Raw genomic sequence first — 14,030 nt, forward strand, 5'->3', positions numbered from 1 at the left:
CCAAGTCCGGGCCTTTGGCGCCCTCCGGGCCCACACTCTGAATGCCTGACCTGAGCTTGCCGGCACTTTGTCGCGCGGCCTGTCAAGAATCGTAGGCATGAACGCTGCTAACCGGACCATGGCCCACACACCGAGTCTGAGCCGCCCAGGACTCCTGGTCATCGATGTGGACTCCACCCTGATTGAGGAGGAGGTCATAGACCAACTGGGGCTGGCGGCGGGAGCGGGGCCACAAGTGGCCGAGATCACCGCGCGGGCCATGGCCGGCGAACTGGATTTCGCGGGGGCCCTGGAAGAGCGGGTGGGCTTGCTGAAGGGCCTGGACCAGTCCGTCTTCGAACGGGTCCATGCCGGTCTCCACCCCAGCAAGGGTGCCCGGGAGCTCATCGCCAGCCTGCACAGGCACGGCTGGAAGGTGGGTGTGGTGTCCGGCGGCTTCCATGAACTGGTTGATATGCTGGCCGCCGATCTTGCCCTGGACCGCTGCCTGGCCAACCGTCTTGAAGTGGTGGACGGGCGTCTGACCGGCAGAACCCTGGGGCCCATCATCAGCAAGGAAAGCAAGCTCCAAGCCCTGCAGGCCTGGGCCCAGGCCTATGGGGTGGGCCGGGAGCAGACCGTGGCCATGGGCGACGGGGCCAACGACATCCCCATGATCCAATGGGCCGGACTGGGGGTGGCCTTCTGCGCCAAGCCCGTCGTGCGGCAGGCGGCGCAGAGACACATCGACACCCGTGACCTGACCGCTCTCCTGGACCTCCTGCAGCGGTGAGACGAGGGCCGCAAGCGCCAGACAGGTCAACCTAACGAGTCCAGAGAGCCTGGTGAGACAAGGGCTGGCACCTTTGACACGTCAAGCCCTGAGACCGAGTCTGTAGCCTTACTCGCAGAAGGCATCCTCGGACATGTGGGCACCACGGGCCCAGTCGGCGGCGGCCATGGCCTTCTTGCCCTGGGCCTTGACCTGGAGCAGTTCCAGGGGTTCGGTGGCCGTTCCCACCCAGATCCGCTTCTTGGTCACCAGGAGCTTGCCGGGTTCAAGACCCTTGGGGGTCTGCTCACTGTCGGCTTCGGAGGGACGGGCCTCCAAGACATGCAGGACCTGGGGCACATCGGGGCTGCCGGCCAGGCTGGGCTGGGCCGTGCCCTTGGGATGGAGCAGGCACCAGGCACCGGGGTTGGGGGTGCAGGCGCGGATCTGCCGATCGACCGCGAAGCAGGGTACATCGAAACGAATATGGGCATCATCGGCCGTGATCTTCTCGGCCTGCTCGTAGGATCCATCCGGCTGGTCGGTCAGCTGGATCTGGTCATCTGCCATCCCCTGGAGGGCCGCCGACAGGAGGTAGGCCCCATCCTGGGCCAGGCGGCCCAAGAGTTGCCCAGCATTCTCGTGTGGGCCGATCTCTGTGGTTGACTGGGCCAGAATCGGCCCATCATCCATGCCGGCGTCAATACGGAAGACGGTGGCGCCGGTGATCTTGTCACCGGCCCATACGGCCCGCTGGACAGGAGCGGCACCGCGCCACTGGGGCAGGAGGGAGAAGTGAAGGTTGTACCAGCCCATGGGCAAGGTCTCAAGGACATCCTCCTTGAGAATCCGGCCATAGGCCACCACTGCGGCCGCCTCCGCACCGGTGACGACCAACTCGTCGACGAAGGCGGGTTCGTTGGGATTGCACTCCAGGACGGGGAGTCCCAATTCCTGGGCGGCCTGCTTGACCGGACTGGGGGTGAGCTTGCGGCCGCGGCCCTGGGGGGCATCGGGCCGGGTCAGGACAGCCACGACCTCGAAATGCTCCTGGTCGGCCGCCAGCACACGCAGGGAGGGCACGGCGACCTCAGGGGTACCGGCAAACAAGACTTTCAACATGACACATCCTTACCTTCCGCCGGATCACACCCATAGGCGTTCCTACAGGTTCCGGCATGAGCAGACCTCCAGGCCGACAGCCACCTGGCCGGACATTCCAAGCTCGGCTGGCAGCGCTGTTCGGCTGTAGGCCAAGGCCTCATCCGAACCGGCCAGCTCATACTTCTGGGGTCATACTCCCGGTCATTTTCAGTTCAAGCCATACATTCTACCGCCTACCCCCAACCCGGCCCGAATTCGCCGTCTACCGAACGCTGCGCAGGTTGGGAATATCAATGCCGGAGGCGATGAGAATCTGGCGGAGTTTACGGTGGTCGCTGAAGCGAACACCCCTCAAGCCCACCTGGTTGGCAGCCACGATGTTCATGGCCTTATCGTCCACAAAGATGCTGGTGGATGGGTCAAGGCCGAAGCTATCCAGGGCCATGCGGTAGATTGCCGGATCTGGCTTGCGCAGGTTGACGAAACCCGAGACCACCCGATCCTGCAACTGGCCCAGGATGGGATAGAGTCCTTCGGCCTGGATGAACAGTTCCCTCTCCCAGTTGGACAGGCCCCAGACCCCTATGCCTGCGGCCTTGAGGTCCTCAATCAGCACCCGGGCACCGGGCACCAGGCCGGTGAGGCTGTCTTCGAAATTGTCCAGATAATAAGCCAGCATATCAGCCCATTGGCCCCCATGGGTCCGCCGCATCCAGTCGATGGCCTCCTCCTGGCCGGTGTTGGCGTCCATCATATCGGCGGCATCGTAGAAGCCGGAGACATCATTATCCAAAAAACGTTCAATGCTGGCCTGGTCGTAGCGGGAGAGCAGGGCCTGCCTGGCATCCCAATAGACCAGCACATTGCCGAAGTCGAAGATGACGTGCTCGATGGGCTTGCCCGCGGCACCAGCGGCCTGACCCTGGGCTATCAGCTTGTCGTATTCCATCCGCGGCTCACCGGGCCATCCCGTCATGCTCTCTCCTTCCTTGCAAGGCTGCGTGTACCGCAAGCCCATCTACTGCCATAGCTACTGATTCCGGCACCCGTCACGCCGGCCGCCGGTAGCTGTACCCTCCAAGCCTACCCAGGCCAACCAACCTGACCCTGTGGGGCTAGATCAGGTCCTTGGGGTCCAGTTGGAAACGCAGCTCACCGGGGGTTCGAGAGGCCACATGCCGGGCGACCTGGGCCTTCAGTTCCCTGGCCAACTGGGCTCGCTGGCCGGGTTCCACACGAATCACGGCCTTGACCCGGTCCTGGGTGGCCTCCAGCTCCCGGGCGTCGACCGTCCGGGGCTGGGGTATGGGAACAGGTCCAAGAACGGCTGGCACTGACATACCGCATAGGGTCACCATGGAGCGGTCACCATCCAGGAAGCCCAAGCTACGCAACAGCTCCCCCACCGCGTCCCGTCGGCCCCAGACGCAGGCGGCGCACAGGGCCGGAGGCAGGCCGACCTCCATGCGCTCGCGGAGCTCCTGCTTGGCCAGGATGGTCGGGTCCCAGGCCAGGAGGGACTTGGCTATGGCAGGGTCGGTCTCACCCAGGATCAAGGCGGTGCCCCCCTGGGCCCGGGGGGCGCACAGGGACACGGCACGCATCCAGGCGGTCAGGGCATCGACCCTGGCATCGACTCCAGGCGCGTAGAGGCTGGTCCAGGCATCCAGGATGGCGACCGCCCGGTAGGGGGCCTGGCCGCCGTCCTTGCCTGCAACTCGGGGTTCCGCTCCTGGCGTGGCGATGACGATCCTGGGCTTCTGGTCGATGACCTCTACGATGCCCTGGGGCTGGCTGGGGCTGGAAAGAACCATGGGCACACCCCGGAAGAGTCCCTGGAGCTCACCGGCGGTGCCGGCGGCCCCCACGCGGATGACCCTCATGCGGTCACTGCCGCAATGGGGGCAGGTCCAGTTGACGGCGGCGGCACCACACCAGCAGCAGCGGGGGGCCATGCGTGCATTTGCCGGGGTCCGCAGGGGGCCGGTGCAGCGTGGGCAACGGGCCTGGTGGTGGCAACGTTGGCAGGTCAGGGATTGCGACAATCCATCCTGGGGAATGGACAGGAGGACCGGACCTTGCTCCAAGGCTTCGTCCAGAATGCGGACAGCCATATGGGGCACACGGGCACCGACGGTTGGGTCCGCAAGTCGGGTCAACTCCTGCCGGTTGAACCAGCGAATCCAGGGACTTTCCACTGACAGGACCGCAGGAAGCCCTTCGATCGCGCTACTGAAGCCACTGATACCAATCTCCACCTGCTCCAGGCCCTGGGCAGGCGGCGGGGCAGGGGTCACCGAAGCAATCCAAGCGGGGGCGGTCGCAGTGTCCACATATTGGTCTTCGGGCCCATCTGCAGAAAGACCGACGGCCGTATCCAGATCCGCCCTGTCAAAGGAGCGTTCCCCATCAGCAGCCAGGGACGAGGCCTTGCCGGCAGCAGCCTGATCGCCCGCAGCCGCCGCGGGCTCAGCCCCGGCTTGCGCTGCAGTGTCCGTTAGTTGCACATCATCCGGGCCGACCGTCTCCAGAGCCGCTTCGGACTGCTCACCACCATCCACTGGTGGCCAGTCGTCCTCGACCGGCAGCTGGGCCGAATCCGGCAGCCCCTCCACCTCCCACTGGCTGATGGGGGTTCGGGCATTGGCCATAGCCAGAAACACTCCTTGGTGGAGCTGGGCCCTCAGGCGCATCACTCCCCTGGCATTGGCGTAGGGCATCATGCCATCCGCGTTCTGATAGGCGGCGTCCTCGACAATGGCGAAGAGGGCCGGCCCCTCTACCGGCGCATACATGACCGCCCGGGCCCCAATCACACAGCGAACCTGCCCACTGGCCACGGCTAGGTAGGACCGGTAACGCTCGGCCGGAGGCATGGAGGCGGTGAGTATGGCAAAGTCACCGCAGAACCCGCCATGCCTGGCCTTGTCGGGCGCAAATGGCCGAAGGCCCAAGGATTCCAAGGCCTGGGCCAGGTCATAGACCTGCCGGCCACCGGGGAGTTCCAAGACCGCCGACTTGCCGGCCATCAGGGCATCCAGAGCCAGCAGGGCCAACTCTTGGGCCCAACGCCCCGGGCCAGGCAGGCTGTCCATCACCAATGAGGCAAAGGAGTTGCCCTCCACGGCTGACCGCAGCTGAACCGCCCCCCGGTATGAGGCCAGAAGCCGCTCAAAACCGGCATCCAGAGCCTCCCGCTGGGCCGTGCTACCGATGGACTGATGACTCTGCCAACCGCCAGCCATGGCCAGCTGTCGCTCCTGGTCCACCCGGGCCACTCGTGGGGGTACGGCCAGTCGCACGATGTTGGCCCTGGTTCCACCGTAGGCGTCCGCAATGGCGGTGATGTCGGCACGCATGGCCTGTGACACCAAAGGGGCCGGCGTCAGGACCCGTTCGATATAGCGCAGGGATGAGCGCGGGCTCTGGCTGCTCTCAACTCGCTGCCAAATGATGCCATTGACCCGTCGTCCACCGAAACGCACCCGAACCATGACCCCTGCTTGAGCCTCTTCGTCGAGCTTGTGATCAATCAGATAATCAAAGCTTTGCCCCAGGTGGGTGGCCTGCACATCAAGAATGATGCGCGCTATGGGCAGCTGGTCCGCAGGGGCGTGCGAAACCTGGCGCTTACGGCTCTTGCGCGGCGCAAGACCAGCAAGCGCCGGCTGTATTACCCGCGGTTCACTCATCCCCACAAGAATACGCCCCCGCCTTCCCCATCCGCACCCGTCATTGCACCAGCAGCTTGCAAGGCATGCCGGACTCCAGGTACCAGCGTGTTGGACAGTGCGCAAAAGCTATTGCTGGCGCTCAGCATCTTGCCCCGACTGTGCGAACCAGGTCAGCTCCCAGTAGCCTGTTGCGCTTCTGCTAGGATTACAGGCCGGGGGCCGCTCCGTCCATCTTGGCATAGATGGCAGCACAACCTAGGAGTTGGGTACCATGGGATCCTTTTGGCAGCAGATGAAGGAAGCCTTCATCGAGGGGTGGAATGAGGAGGACGACCAAGCGCAGACAGCTGCCGGGCAAGGGTCCGATTCCAGCAATGACTCTAGTCAGCCTCAACGCTCACTTGAGGAAGGGCTCCAGGCCCAGTCACAGGACGAGGATGCCCAAGCCAAGCTGGCGGCCATAGCGCTGCTGCCCCGGGAGGAGGTCCTCGCCACTTCCCTGGCCGCTCCCTTCCGCGCCTGCGCCTGCTACGACTGGTTCTCCCTCTTCAAATCCAACCGCAAGGCTTTGGATGAGTCCCTTATCCCCATGCATCTCTATGGCTTTCCCAGCTTGGAAGGCCTCGACCAGGACAAGGTCGATATGCTCCGCCAGCAGCAGACCCTGAGCTTCGGGGTCAGCAGCGCCCAGGAGGTCTTGGAGACCGGCAGGATACTGCTGGCACGTGCCGGTATGAGCCTGCCGTCCCTGGACGGTGTGCCGACGCTGGAGCGACTTCCCGAATCCCTGGCCGCCAGTCCGGACAGTGACCAGCCCAACGCCTGGACCATCAGCGCCTTCTCATCCCTGCTCATATCCGGCGTGGAATTCAATGGCCTGGCCAAGGACCAGGCCATGGGTCTCTTTGCCGAGCTCAGTCCCATGGTCCTCGATGCCTTTGGCGACTGGGGGGACTATGCCGAGGATTTCCTCACCTGGGACCATGCCATGGGCATGAACCAGGGCAGGGCCGGCAAGTTGCTGCGCAACACGGTCGAAAGCCTGACCTTCAAATACGGCAGTCCCTGGGTCCGCTACCCCCTGGAGTCCTATCGGTCTGCTGGGGCATCCTCCCGCTGAACATGACTCATATGGCCTTACCCCATGCTCAGCCAATCCGACTTCACCGACCCTCCCGATTCCACCTGGGGCAAGAAGGATATGGGACAGAAACCCATCCCCGACCAGCTGTCCGTCCAGGAACCGGAGCTATCGCTCCCCTCACAGCAGCCCGCCGGCCCAAGCCCTGCCGGCAGGGAGGCTTTCTGGTGCTCTGACATGAATCCCAGCCATGAGACAGCCACCGCATCCGACGACGAATCCAAGGGTGAATCCGATGAATTCGATGAATATGATGGCGAGCGCCAACCGACCTATGAACTCTACCGGGTCATCGGTACTGTCAGGCGCCACAGCCGACTGAAACGGCTGATCAGCCTGTTCTGCTTGCTGGTGGTGCTTGCCTGCCTGGCCTATGTGCTTATGCTTCGCAGGATTCCCCGCTGGCTGTTCGGGCCGCGGGAGAGGAAGATGGTCCTGCTCATTGACGGTTTCGGCCTGGAAGGCATGGCCAAGGGGATGGGGTATTACATCCACGTCCGGGCAGACCCGGACAAGGCCGAAGCCGTCAGACCGGCGCTCAGGAACTACGCCCGATCAGTCCTTAGAAGCCTGCACGACTATGGACTGCCCCAAGCCAGGGTCACCGTCCACATTGATGACTGGGACCCGACCACCCTCATGGAGGAGGCCGGCAGCTTGAGCAAGCTGAAGTTCGGTTTCCTACCCACTTGAGCGGTCTCCTACTACTTGCGTCAGACCGGCGTCAGTTTCATGCAGGGATATTGCGAAGGCGTTGATTCCACGGAGTTTGTGGACGAGTTCGGCATGGCGGGCAACGCCCTGGCATCCGATGCCATCCGGGTAGTCAACATGGATCGGGTTTTCCTAACGCACACGGCCTACAAGGTCAATCAGGCTAACAGCCATCAAGGTACCTGGTAGCCACCGGGCAAAGCATCAACTGCCAGCAGTATAGAGGAGGGCCACCCCATGGTGCTGGGGCGGCCCTCCTGAGGTGTACCTGGCGGTTCAGACTCAGCGGACGTCGGTCCACCAGGGCTTGAGCGGGTAGCTGTCGGTGCCGGTCTGCGGATCAGGCTTGATGCAGAGGAACTGGTGGATCTGGATGGTGTTGAGCTCGAAATTCAGGGCGCAGCCGGCCATGTAGAGGCCCCAGAGACGGGCCTTGGGCTCGCCGACCATCTTGACGGCCCTGTCCCAGTTGGCCACCAGGTTCTTGTTCCACTGGTGGAGGGTCAGCGCGTAGTGCTGGCGGAAGTTCTCCTGGTGGATGACCTCGAAGCCTGTATCGTGGATGACGGTCTCGATCTCACCGGGCGAGGCCAGCTGGCCGTCGGGGAAGATGTAGCGGTCGATGAACTGGCCGGCCGACTTGCCATCCATGGACTTCGTGCGGGTGATCTGGTGGTTGAGCAGGAGGCCACCGGGCTTGAGCTTGTCCATGATCTCCTGGAAGTAGGAGGGGTAGTGCTTGAAGCCGACATGCTCCATCATGCCCAGGGAGCAGATGGCGTCGAAGTCGCCTTCGGGCACATCGCGGTAGTCCATGAGACGAACCTCGGCCAGATCCTGCAGGCCCTCGCGCTTGATCCACTCCTGACCCCACTTGACCTGCTCCTCGGCCAGGGTGACACCGATGACATGGATGCCGCGCTTGGCAGCCTCGATCTCCATGGAGCCCCACCCGCAGCCGATATCCAGCAGACGCTGACCGGGCTTGAGGTTCAGCTTGTCGAGCACCAGGCTGAGCTTGCGGCTCTGGGCCTTCTCCAGACTGTCGTTGACATCATCGAAGACCGCGCAGGTGTAGGTCATGGAGGGACCTAGGAACATGCGGTAGAAGTCATTGGACTGGTCGTAATGGTAACTGACGGTGGCCGCGTCACCGGCCTTGGAGTGGGGCACCAGCCCCTCGGTCAGGCGCTGCAGACGGCTGGGCCCCTCAATGGAGGGAGGCTCAGGGTGACGGACGCCGTGGGAGGCCACGGAGGACACAATCTTGGCCAGGGTCATGGGGCTGGGCTTATGAAGGTAGGGCTTGAGGGCGGTCAGCTCCTTGAAGACCTCGTAGGGGTCGCCGGGCACCAGCTCGGGCGAGCTGATGTCTCCCTGCAGGTAGGCGCGGGCCAGACCCAGGTCATTGGGGTGGTCGACCATGTAGTAGACAGCCCTCGAGTTGTTGACATTGATGTGCAGGGGTGCGTCCTGCGGCCCAAAGGATGACCCATCGAAAGCCTGCACATTCAGCTTTCCCGAATCCTCAATAAAAGCACCAACCATATCGGCAACGGTCATACCCGCCATCAGCCACCTCCAAATTAAACGAAATATCCCCATATATTGTAGTCCTCACGGACCCAACATGTGCTTCGGGCAATACTTGACAACAATGCTAAAACGTTATTCCCTGCTGTAAACAACCCTGCTGTCAGCTTGCTACCGCAGCAGGAAACACACCCTTCAAGGCCTTGTCTACCTAAACGGGCAAGGACTTGAAGGGTGCAGGCGGACAGCTAGCCCTTGATGGCCGCCTTCAGCTGGTCGGTCTTGTCGACACGCTCCCAGCTGAAATCCGGGTCCTGACGCCCAAAGTGACCGTACGCCGCCGTCTTGCGGTAGATGGGGCGCAGCAGGTCCAGCTCATCGACGATGGCTGCGGGCCGCAGGTCAAAGACCTTGCGGACGGCGGACTGAATCTGCTCACGGCTTACTGCGCCGATCTCGGAACCGTAGGTCTCCACATTGACCGAAACGGGTTCGGCCACTCCGATGGCATAGGCCACCTGGACCTCCACCTTGTGGGCCAGCCCGGCGGCCACAATGTTCTTGGCCACCCAGCGGGCCGCATAGGCAGCCGAACGATCAACCTTGGAGGGGTCCTTGCCGGAGAAGGCGCCGCCACCATGATGGGCCGCACCCCCGTAGGTGTCCACAATGATCTTGCGCCCAGTTAGACCGGCATCGGCGGCCGGACCGCCGAGCACGAAGGAACCGGTGGGGTTGACCAGTATCCGATAGTCGTCATGCTGGACCCGGTCGCTCAGGACCAGCTCGAGCACCGGTTCGATGACATGCTTGCGCAGCTCCTCCTGGAGCCACTCGCGCGAGACCTCAGGGTCATGCTGGGTGGAGACCAGCACCGTATCAAGCCGTACAGGCCGGTCGTCCTGATCATACTCAATGGTCACCTGGGTCTTGCCGTCAGGACGCAGGTGGTCGACCATGCCCTCCTTGCGGACCTGGGCCAGCCGGGCCGCCAGCTGATGGGCCAGGTGGATGGGCAGGGGCATGAGGGCGTCAGTCTCATCGCAGGCGTAGCCGAACATCACACCCTGGTCGCCGGCCCCCTGGGCCTCGTAACGTTCCTCACGGCTGGCGGCGGACTCCTGGTCGGGGCTCAGTCGGGAGACTCCCTGGTTGATCTCGGCGCTCTGTTCGGTCAGCGAGACCAGGACACCGCAGGAATCGGCATCAAGGCCAATGTCCGAGCTGGTGTAGCCGATATCGCGGACCACCGAGCGAACGATGGTCTGAATATCCGAATACCCCTGGCTGGACACCTCGCCGTAGACAAAGAATTGGCCAATGGTGGCAGAGGTCTCCACAGCCACATGCGAGTGCGTGTCCTGGCTGAGCATGTCATCAAGGATGGCATCGGAAATCTGGTCGCAAACCTTGTCTGGGTGGCCTTCCGTCACCGATTCCGCAGAAATCAGCCGACGTTCCATAGTCCCTCGCGTTTCTTCCGTCCTCACAGCACAGCCAGACCGACGCAGACGGAACCTACCCGCCGGCCCTTCGTTAAACACACACAAATACTACGCCCCGGCCTGCCATCGCATAAGCATCGTCTCATGCAAAGCAGGCCGGGGCGAATTGAGGCTATGGCATACAGCCGGGCCTTCTGGGCAGCGAAGCCACCGTCACCAGGTGGATTCACCATCGCCAAGCAAAGCCTTGAAACTGGTTGACTACACCGAAACCGGCCGCCGGTGTGCGGCTGGCGGCAGGAATCAGTTGCCCTCGCTCAGGTCGTCCTCACCGAGGGTCTCTTCCAGCAGGCCCTCATCAATCTCGCGGAAGGCGATGGACAGTGGCTTCTCCTGGTTCTGGTACTCGACCAGGGGTCCCACATTCTGCAGGAGGCCCTCATTGAGCTGCGTGAAGTAGGAGTTGATCTGCCGGGCGCGCTTGGCTGCGAAGATTGACAGGGCGTACTTGGAATCAGCGTGCTCCATCAGGTCGTCAATGGTCGGATTCGCAAGTCCCTGCGGATTGGGATCGGCACCAAATGCCATATACTCATCTCCATATCGTCATTACATGGTTGACACCATCTATACAAACTCAAAAGTATATTGCAAGGTAAGGATATGACTCCTTCTCAGCAGCCGTTCTTCTAAGACCTTCTGCCAGCCGACAGGAAACATGCTGATTCCACTATGTGACCCTTGGCCCCACAGATTCGTTGCCCCGGATTTGAATAGTGGTATGGAAATGCGATCTGAAAAACTCATGACCAACCGCGAGTTCGCTGGCGCCCGTGCCCTCTACCGGGCAGCCGGCGTGGACGGGAAGGATTTTGGCAAGCCCATCGTGGCCATCGCCAACTCCTTCTCCGAGTTCGTGCCTGGCCACGTTCACCTCAATAAGGTCGGCAGGCTCGTGTCCCAGGCCGTCAAGGAGGCCGGTGGCATTCCCCGCGAGTTCAACACCATCGCCGTCGACGACGGCATAGCCATGGGTCATACCGGCATGCTCTACTCTCTACCCAGCCGCGACATCATCGCCGATGCGGTGGAGTACTCCGTCAACGCCCACTGTGCGGACGCCCTGATCTGCATCTCCAACTGCGACAAGATCACCCCCGGCATGCTCCTGGCTGCCTTGCGGCTGAACATTCCGACCATCTTCGTCTCCGGTGGCCCCATGGAGGCAGGCAAGACCACCCTGGCCGACGGCACGGTCAAGGAAAGCACCGACCTGATTGATGTCATGTACGCCACAGCGGATGACTCCATCTCCGACGATGACCTCCTGGCATACGAGCAGAGCGTGTGCCCCACCTGCGGCTCCTGCGCGGGCATGTTCACAGCAAATTCCATGAACTGCCTAACCGAGGCCCTGGGCCTGGCCCTACCCGGCAACGGCACCATCCTGGCCTCCCACGCCTACCGCAAGCAGCTCTTCGAGAAGGCCGGCCGTCAGATCGTGACACTGGCCAACCGCTACTACCAGGATAACGACCAGTCGGCCCTCCCCAGGTCCATCGCAACCAAGGCCGCCTTCGAGAACGCCATGACCATGGATGTGGCCATGGGCGGCTCCTCCAACACCGTGCTGCACATTCTGGCTGCCGCACAGTCGGCCGACGTGGACTTCACCCTGGATGACATCGAGCGCATCTCCCATACGGTTCCCTGCATCTGCAAGGCCAGCCCCTCTGGCCCCTGGGAGATATCCGATGTCCACCGGGCCGGCGGCATCTGCGGCATCCTGGGCGAGCTGGACCGGGCAGGCAAGCTCCACCGCGACACCCATTCAGTGGACTACCCAGATCTGGAAAGCAAGCTCAACGACTGGGACATCATGCGGCCGAGATGCAAGCCTGAAGCCAAGCAGCTTTACCGTGCGGCGCCAGGCCATATCAAGTCCCCAGAACCCTGGACCCACGAGACCCTGTACGACGAGCTGGACACGGACCGGGTCTCGGGCGCCATTCACGACATCGACCACCCTTCGGTGACCGAAGGTGGCCTTGCCATTCTGCGGGGAAACCTGGCCCCCGATGGCTGCGTGGTCAAGACTGCCGGCGTGCCCCGAGAGATCTGGGAGTTCCGTGGTCCGGCCCTGGTGGTCGAGTCCCAGGAGGAGGCTGTTGAGGTCATCCTCAATGACACCCTCAAGCCGGGTCAGGCCCTGATCATCCGCTACGAGGGCCCCAAGGGCGGACCGGGCATGCAGGAAATGCTCTACCCCACCTCTTTCGTCAAAGGCAAGGGCATCGGCAAGGAAGTGGCCTTGATTACCGACGGCCGCTATTCTGGCGGTTCCTCAGGCCTGTCGATCGGCCATGTGGCCCCGGAGGCCGCCAGCAAGGGGCCCATAGCCCTGGTCAAATCCGGCGACATCATCAAGATCGACATTCCCAACCGTCGCATCGACGTGGAACTGACCGAGGATGAGATGGAGCAACGCCGGGCGGAGATTGAATCCGGTTTCGGCTACAAGGCCCATCGCAACCGCAAGGTATCCCTGGCCCTCAAGGCCTACGCCGCCTTCGCCCGTTCCGCCGACAAGGGCGCCACCCGCGACCCGGAGCTCATCAACAAGCTCAGTGGATTGGAATAACCGATAGCACAGGTAGCAGTGAGGGGTCTGGGCAGCTTCATGCTTGGCTCAGACCCCTCACTGGTAGTTTCAGTGCACTGCCCTGAAGGTCAATCCTTCAGGCCGTACTCCTGAGCGATGACCAACCAGAGTTCGTCGGCGGCCTGATCAACGGTGGTGTTGACGATGGTCCGGTCGTATTCGGATTCACTGGCCATCTCCACCTTGGCGGTCTCCAAACGTTTGTGACGCTGCTCCTCGGTCTCCGTGCCCCGGCCAACCAAGCGTCTGACCAGCTCCTCATAGCTTGGAGGGGCCAGGAAGACCGAATAGACATCCAGGCTCATGGTCTTGGACTGCTCCTTGACCCTTCTGGCACCTTGCAGGTCGATCTCGAGAATGGTGGGCACCCCCTGGGCCATATGGTCCAGAACCGGTTGCAGGGGGGTCCCATAATGGGCCATATTATGAACCAGAGCGGTCTCCAGGAACTCCCCCGCCGCCTCCTTGCGGCTGAATTCCTCTTCGCTCATGAACCAATAGGTTTTCCCGTCGACCTCGCCGGGCCGGGGACTGCGGGTGGTGGCCGAGACCGAGACCCAGACCTCAGGGTGTTTGCGGCGCAGGGCCTCCTCGACGGTCCCCTTGCCAACTGCCGTGGGACCGGTGAGCACAATCAGGCGGCATTTGCCAGCGCCATCCTCAACCAGCTTGGTCTGGCCCGCCATGTTTGCCATATCGCTCTGCCACTTTCCTGGGTCTAGATTGTTGCTGTTCCCTCAAGGCTACAACACCTGCGGACAGGTCCCGACACGCTGCCCTGACGCGCTGGTCGCCATCCCCTCGACATATGTCCGCATGTCGCCCGGCGTAGGTCAGCCTTAGCTGGACTGCACGCACAGCACCGGTAGCGAACCGACTGAATCTGCGGTGATGGTCGTTTCCATCAGGGCCATGAACGGCTAGCCACAGTCCACCATTGCCAGTGGGGGTTGCTGCCCCACACCAGAAGAATTGTCATGTTCCCCGCCCCGCCTGGCCGGGGCCA

The 14,030-nt window shown here is 62.6% G+C and carries 11 protein-coding genes; 4 read left to right on the forward strand and 7 right to left on the reverse strand.

Annotated features, from left to right (window positions below; all coding sequences use genetic code 11):
* The first annotated feature begins 97 nt into the window (after positions 1-97).
* Positions 98-772, forward strand: coding sequence for a phosphoserine phosphatase SerB (gene serB / locus CRD60_RS00725; protein WP_113859402.1), 675 nt, complete (start codon positions 98-100; stop codon positions 770-772).
* Between the two features lie 108 nt (positions 773-880).
* On the opposite strand, the gene fmt is transcribed toward serB, so the two are convergent.
* The 3 genes from fmt to CRD60_RS08980 all read right to left on the reverse strand — a co-directional run bounded on the left by fmt (position 881) and on the right by CRD60_RS08980 (position 5,547).
* The gene (fmt, locus tag CRD60_RS00730) at positions 881-1,873 is read right to left on the reverse strand and encodes a methionyl-tRNA formyltransferase (RefSeq protein ID WP_113859403.1); all 993 of its coding nucleotides are present in this window, start codon (positions 1,871-1,873) and stop codon (positions 881-883) included.
* Positions 1,874-2,117: 244 nt separating this feature from the next.
* Entirely contained in the window at positions 2,118-2,831 is a 714-nt protein-coding gene (locus CRD60_RS00735; protein WP_113859404.1) for an HAD family hydrolase, read from the reverse strand.
* Positions 2,832-2,970: 139 nt separating this feature from the next.
* A complete protein-coding gene (locus tag CRD60_RS08980) occupies positions 2,971-5,547 on the reverse strand; it encodes a primosomal protein N' family DNA-binding protein (protein ID WP_113859405.1) in 2,577 nt (858 codons plus the stop codon).
* A gap of 253 nt (positions 5,548-5,800) precedes the next feature.
* Between CRD60_RS08980 and CRD60_RS00745 the strand changes: the two genes are divergently transcribed.
* Positions 5,801-6,649 (forward strand): hypothetical protein, encoded by an 849-nt coding sequence (locus CRD60_RS00745; RefSeq protein ID WP_113859406.1) that lies wholly within the window; start codon positions 5,801-5,803, stop codon positions 6,647-6,649.
* A 24-nt stretch (positions 6,650-6,673) separates the two neighbouring features.
* Positions 6,674-7,363 (forward strand): hypothetical protein, encoded by a 690-nt coding sequence (locus tag CRD60_RS00750; protein WP_113859407.1) that lies wholly within the window; start codon positions 6,674-6,676, stop codon positions 7,361-7,363.
* Between the two features lie 303 nt (positions 7,364-7,666).
* Here CRD60_RS00750 and CRD60_RS00760 read toward each other — a convergent pair whose 3' ends face one another.
* The 3 genes from CRD60_RS00760 to rpoZ all read right to left on the reverse strand — a co-directional run bounded on the left by CRD60_RS00760 (position 7,667) and on the right by rpoZ (position 10,950).
* Positions 7,667-8,956, reverse strand: coding sequence for a class I SAM-dependent methyltransferase (locus CRD60_RS00760; RefSeq protein WP_113859409.1), 1,290 nt, complete (start codon positions 8,954-8,956; stop codon positions 7,667-7,669).
* A 209-nt stretch (positions 8,957-9,165) separates the two neighbouring features.
* The gene (gene metK / locus CRD60_RS00765) at positions 9,166-10,380 is read right to left on the reverse strand and encodes a methionine adenosyltransferase (RefSeq protein ID WP_113859410.1); all 1,215 of its coding nucleotides are present in this window, start codon (positions 10,378-10,380) and stop codon (positions 9,166-9,168) included.
* Between the two features lie 285 nt (positions 10,381-10,665).
* A complete protein-coding gene (gene rpoZ / locus CRD60_RS00770) occupies positions 10,666-10,950 on the reverse strand; it encodes a DNA-directed RNA polymerase subunit omega (RefSeq protein WP_113859411.1) in 285 nt (94 codons plus the stop codon).
* Positions 10,951-11,143: 193 nt separating this feature from the next.
* Here rpoZ and ilvD point away from each other — a divergent pair, with 193 nt between their 5' ends.
* Positions 11,144-13,003, forward strand: coding sequence for a dihydroxy-acid dehydratase (ilvD, locus tag CRD60_RS00775; protein ID WP_113859412.1), 1,860 nt, complete (start codon positions 11,144-11,146; stop codon positions 13,001-13,003).
* Between the two features lie 89 nt (positions 13,004-13,092).
* On the opposite strand, the gene gmk is transcribed toward ilvD, so the two are convergent.
* Positions 13,093-13,710 (reverse strand): guanylate kinase, encoded by a 618-nt coding sequence (gene gmk, locus CRD60_RS00780; protein ID WP_407923154.1) that lies wholly within the window; start codon positions 13,708-13,710, stop codon positions 13,093-13,095.
* Positions 13,711-14,030: the final 320 nt, after the last annotated feature.

The organism is Bifidobacterium aemilianum (assembly GCF_003315635.1).
In the GTDB taxonomy this organism is placed as follows: Bacteria; Actinomycetota; Actinomycetes; order Actinomycetales; family Bifidobacteriaceae; genus Bifidobacterium; species Bifidobacterium aemilianum.

Excerpts from the sequence above, each read along its gene's own strand:
- serB (WP_113859402.1), top strand. The coding sequence starts at position 98 with ATGAACGCTGCTAACCGGACCATGGCCCACACACCGAGTCTGAGCCGC.
- fmt (WP_113859403.1), bottom strand. The coding sequence starts at position 1,873 with ATGTTGAAAGTCTTGTTTGCCGGTACCCCTGAGGTCGCCGTGCCCTCC.
- CRD60_RS00735 (WP_113859404.1), bottom strand. The coding sequence starts at position 2,831 with ATGACGGGATGGCCCGGTGAGCCGCGGATGGAATACGACAAGCTGATA.
- CRD60_RS08980 (WP_113859405.1), bottom strand. The coding sequence starts at position 5,547 with ATGAGTGAACCGCGGGTAATACAGCCGGCGCTTGCTGGTCTTGCGCCG.
- CRD60_RS00745 (WP_113859406.1), top strand. The coding sequence starts at position 5,801 with ATGGGATCCTTTTGGCAGCAGATGAAGGAAGCCTTCATCGAGGGGTGG.
- CRD60_RS00750 (WP_113859407.1), top strand. The coding sequence starts at position 6,674 with ATGCTCAGCCAATCCGACTTCACCGACCCTCCCGATTCCACCTGGGGC.
- CRD60_RS00760 (WP_113859409.1), bottom strand. The coding sequence starts at position 8,956 with ATGGCGGGTATGACCGTTGCCGATATGGTTGGTGCTTTTATTGAGGAT.
- metK (WP_113859410.1), bottom strand. The coding sequence starts at position 10,380 with ATGGAACGTCGGCTGATTTCTGCGGAATCGGTGACGGAAGGCCACCCA.
- rpoZ (WP_113859411.1), bottom strand. The coding sequence starts at position 10,950 with ATGGCATTTGGTGCCGATCCCAATCCGCAGGGACTTGCGAATCCGACC.
- ilvD (WP_113859412.1), top strand. The coding sequence starts at position 11,144 with ATGGAAATGCGATCTGAAAAACTCATGACCAACCGCGAGTTCGCTGGC.
- gmk (WP_407923154.1), bottom strand. The coding sequence starts at position 13,710 with ATGGCGGGCCAGACCAAGCTGGTTGAGGATGGCGCTGGCAAATGCCGC.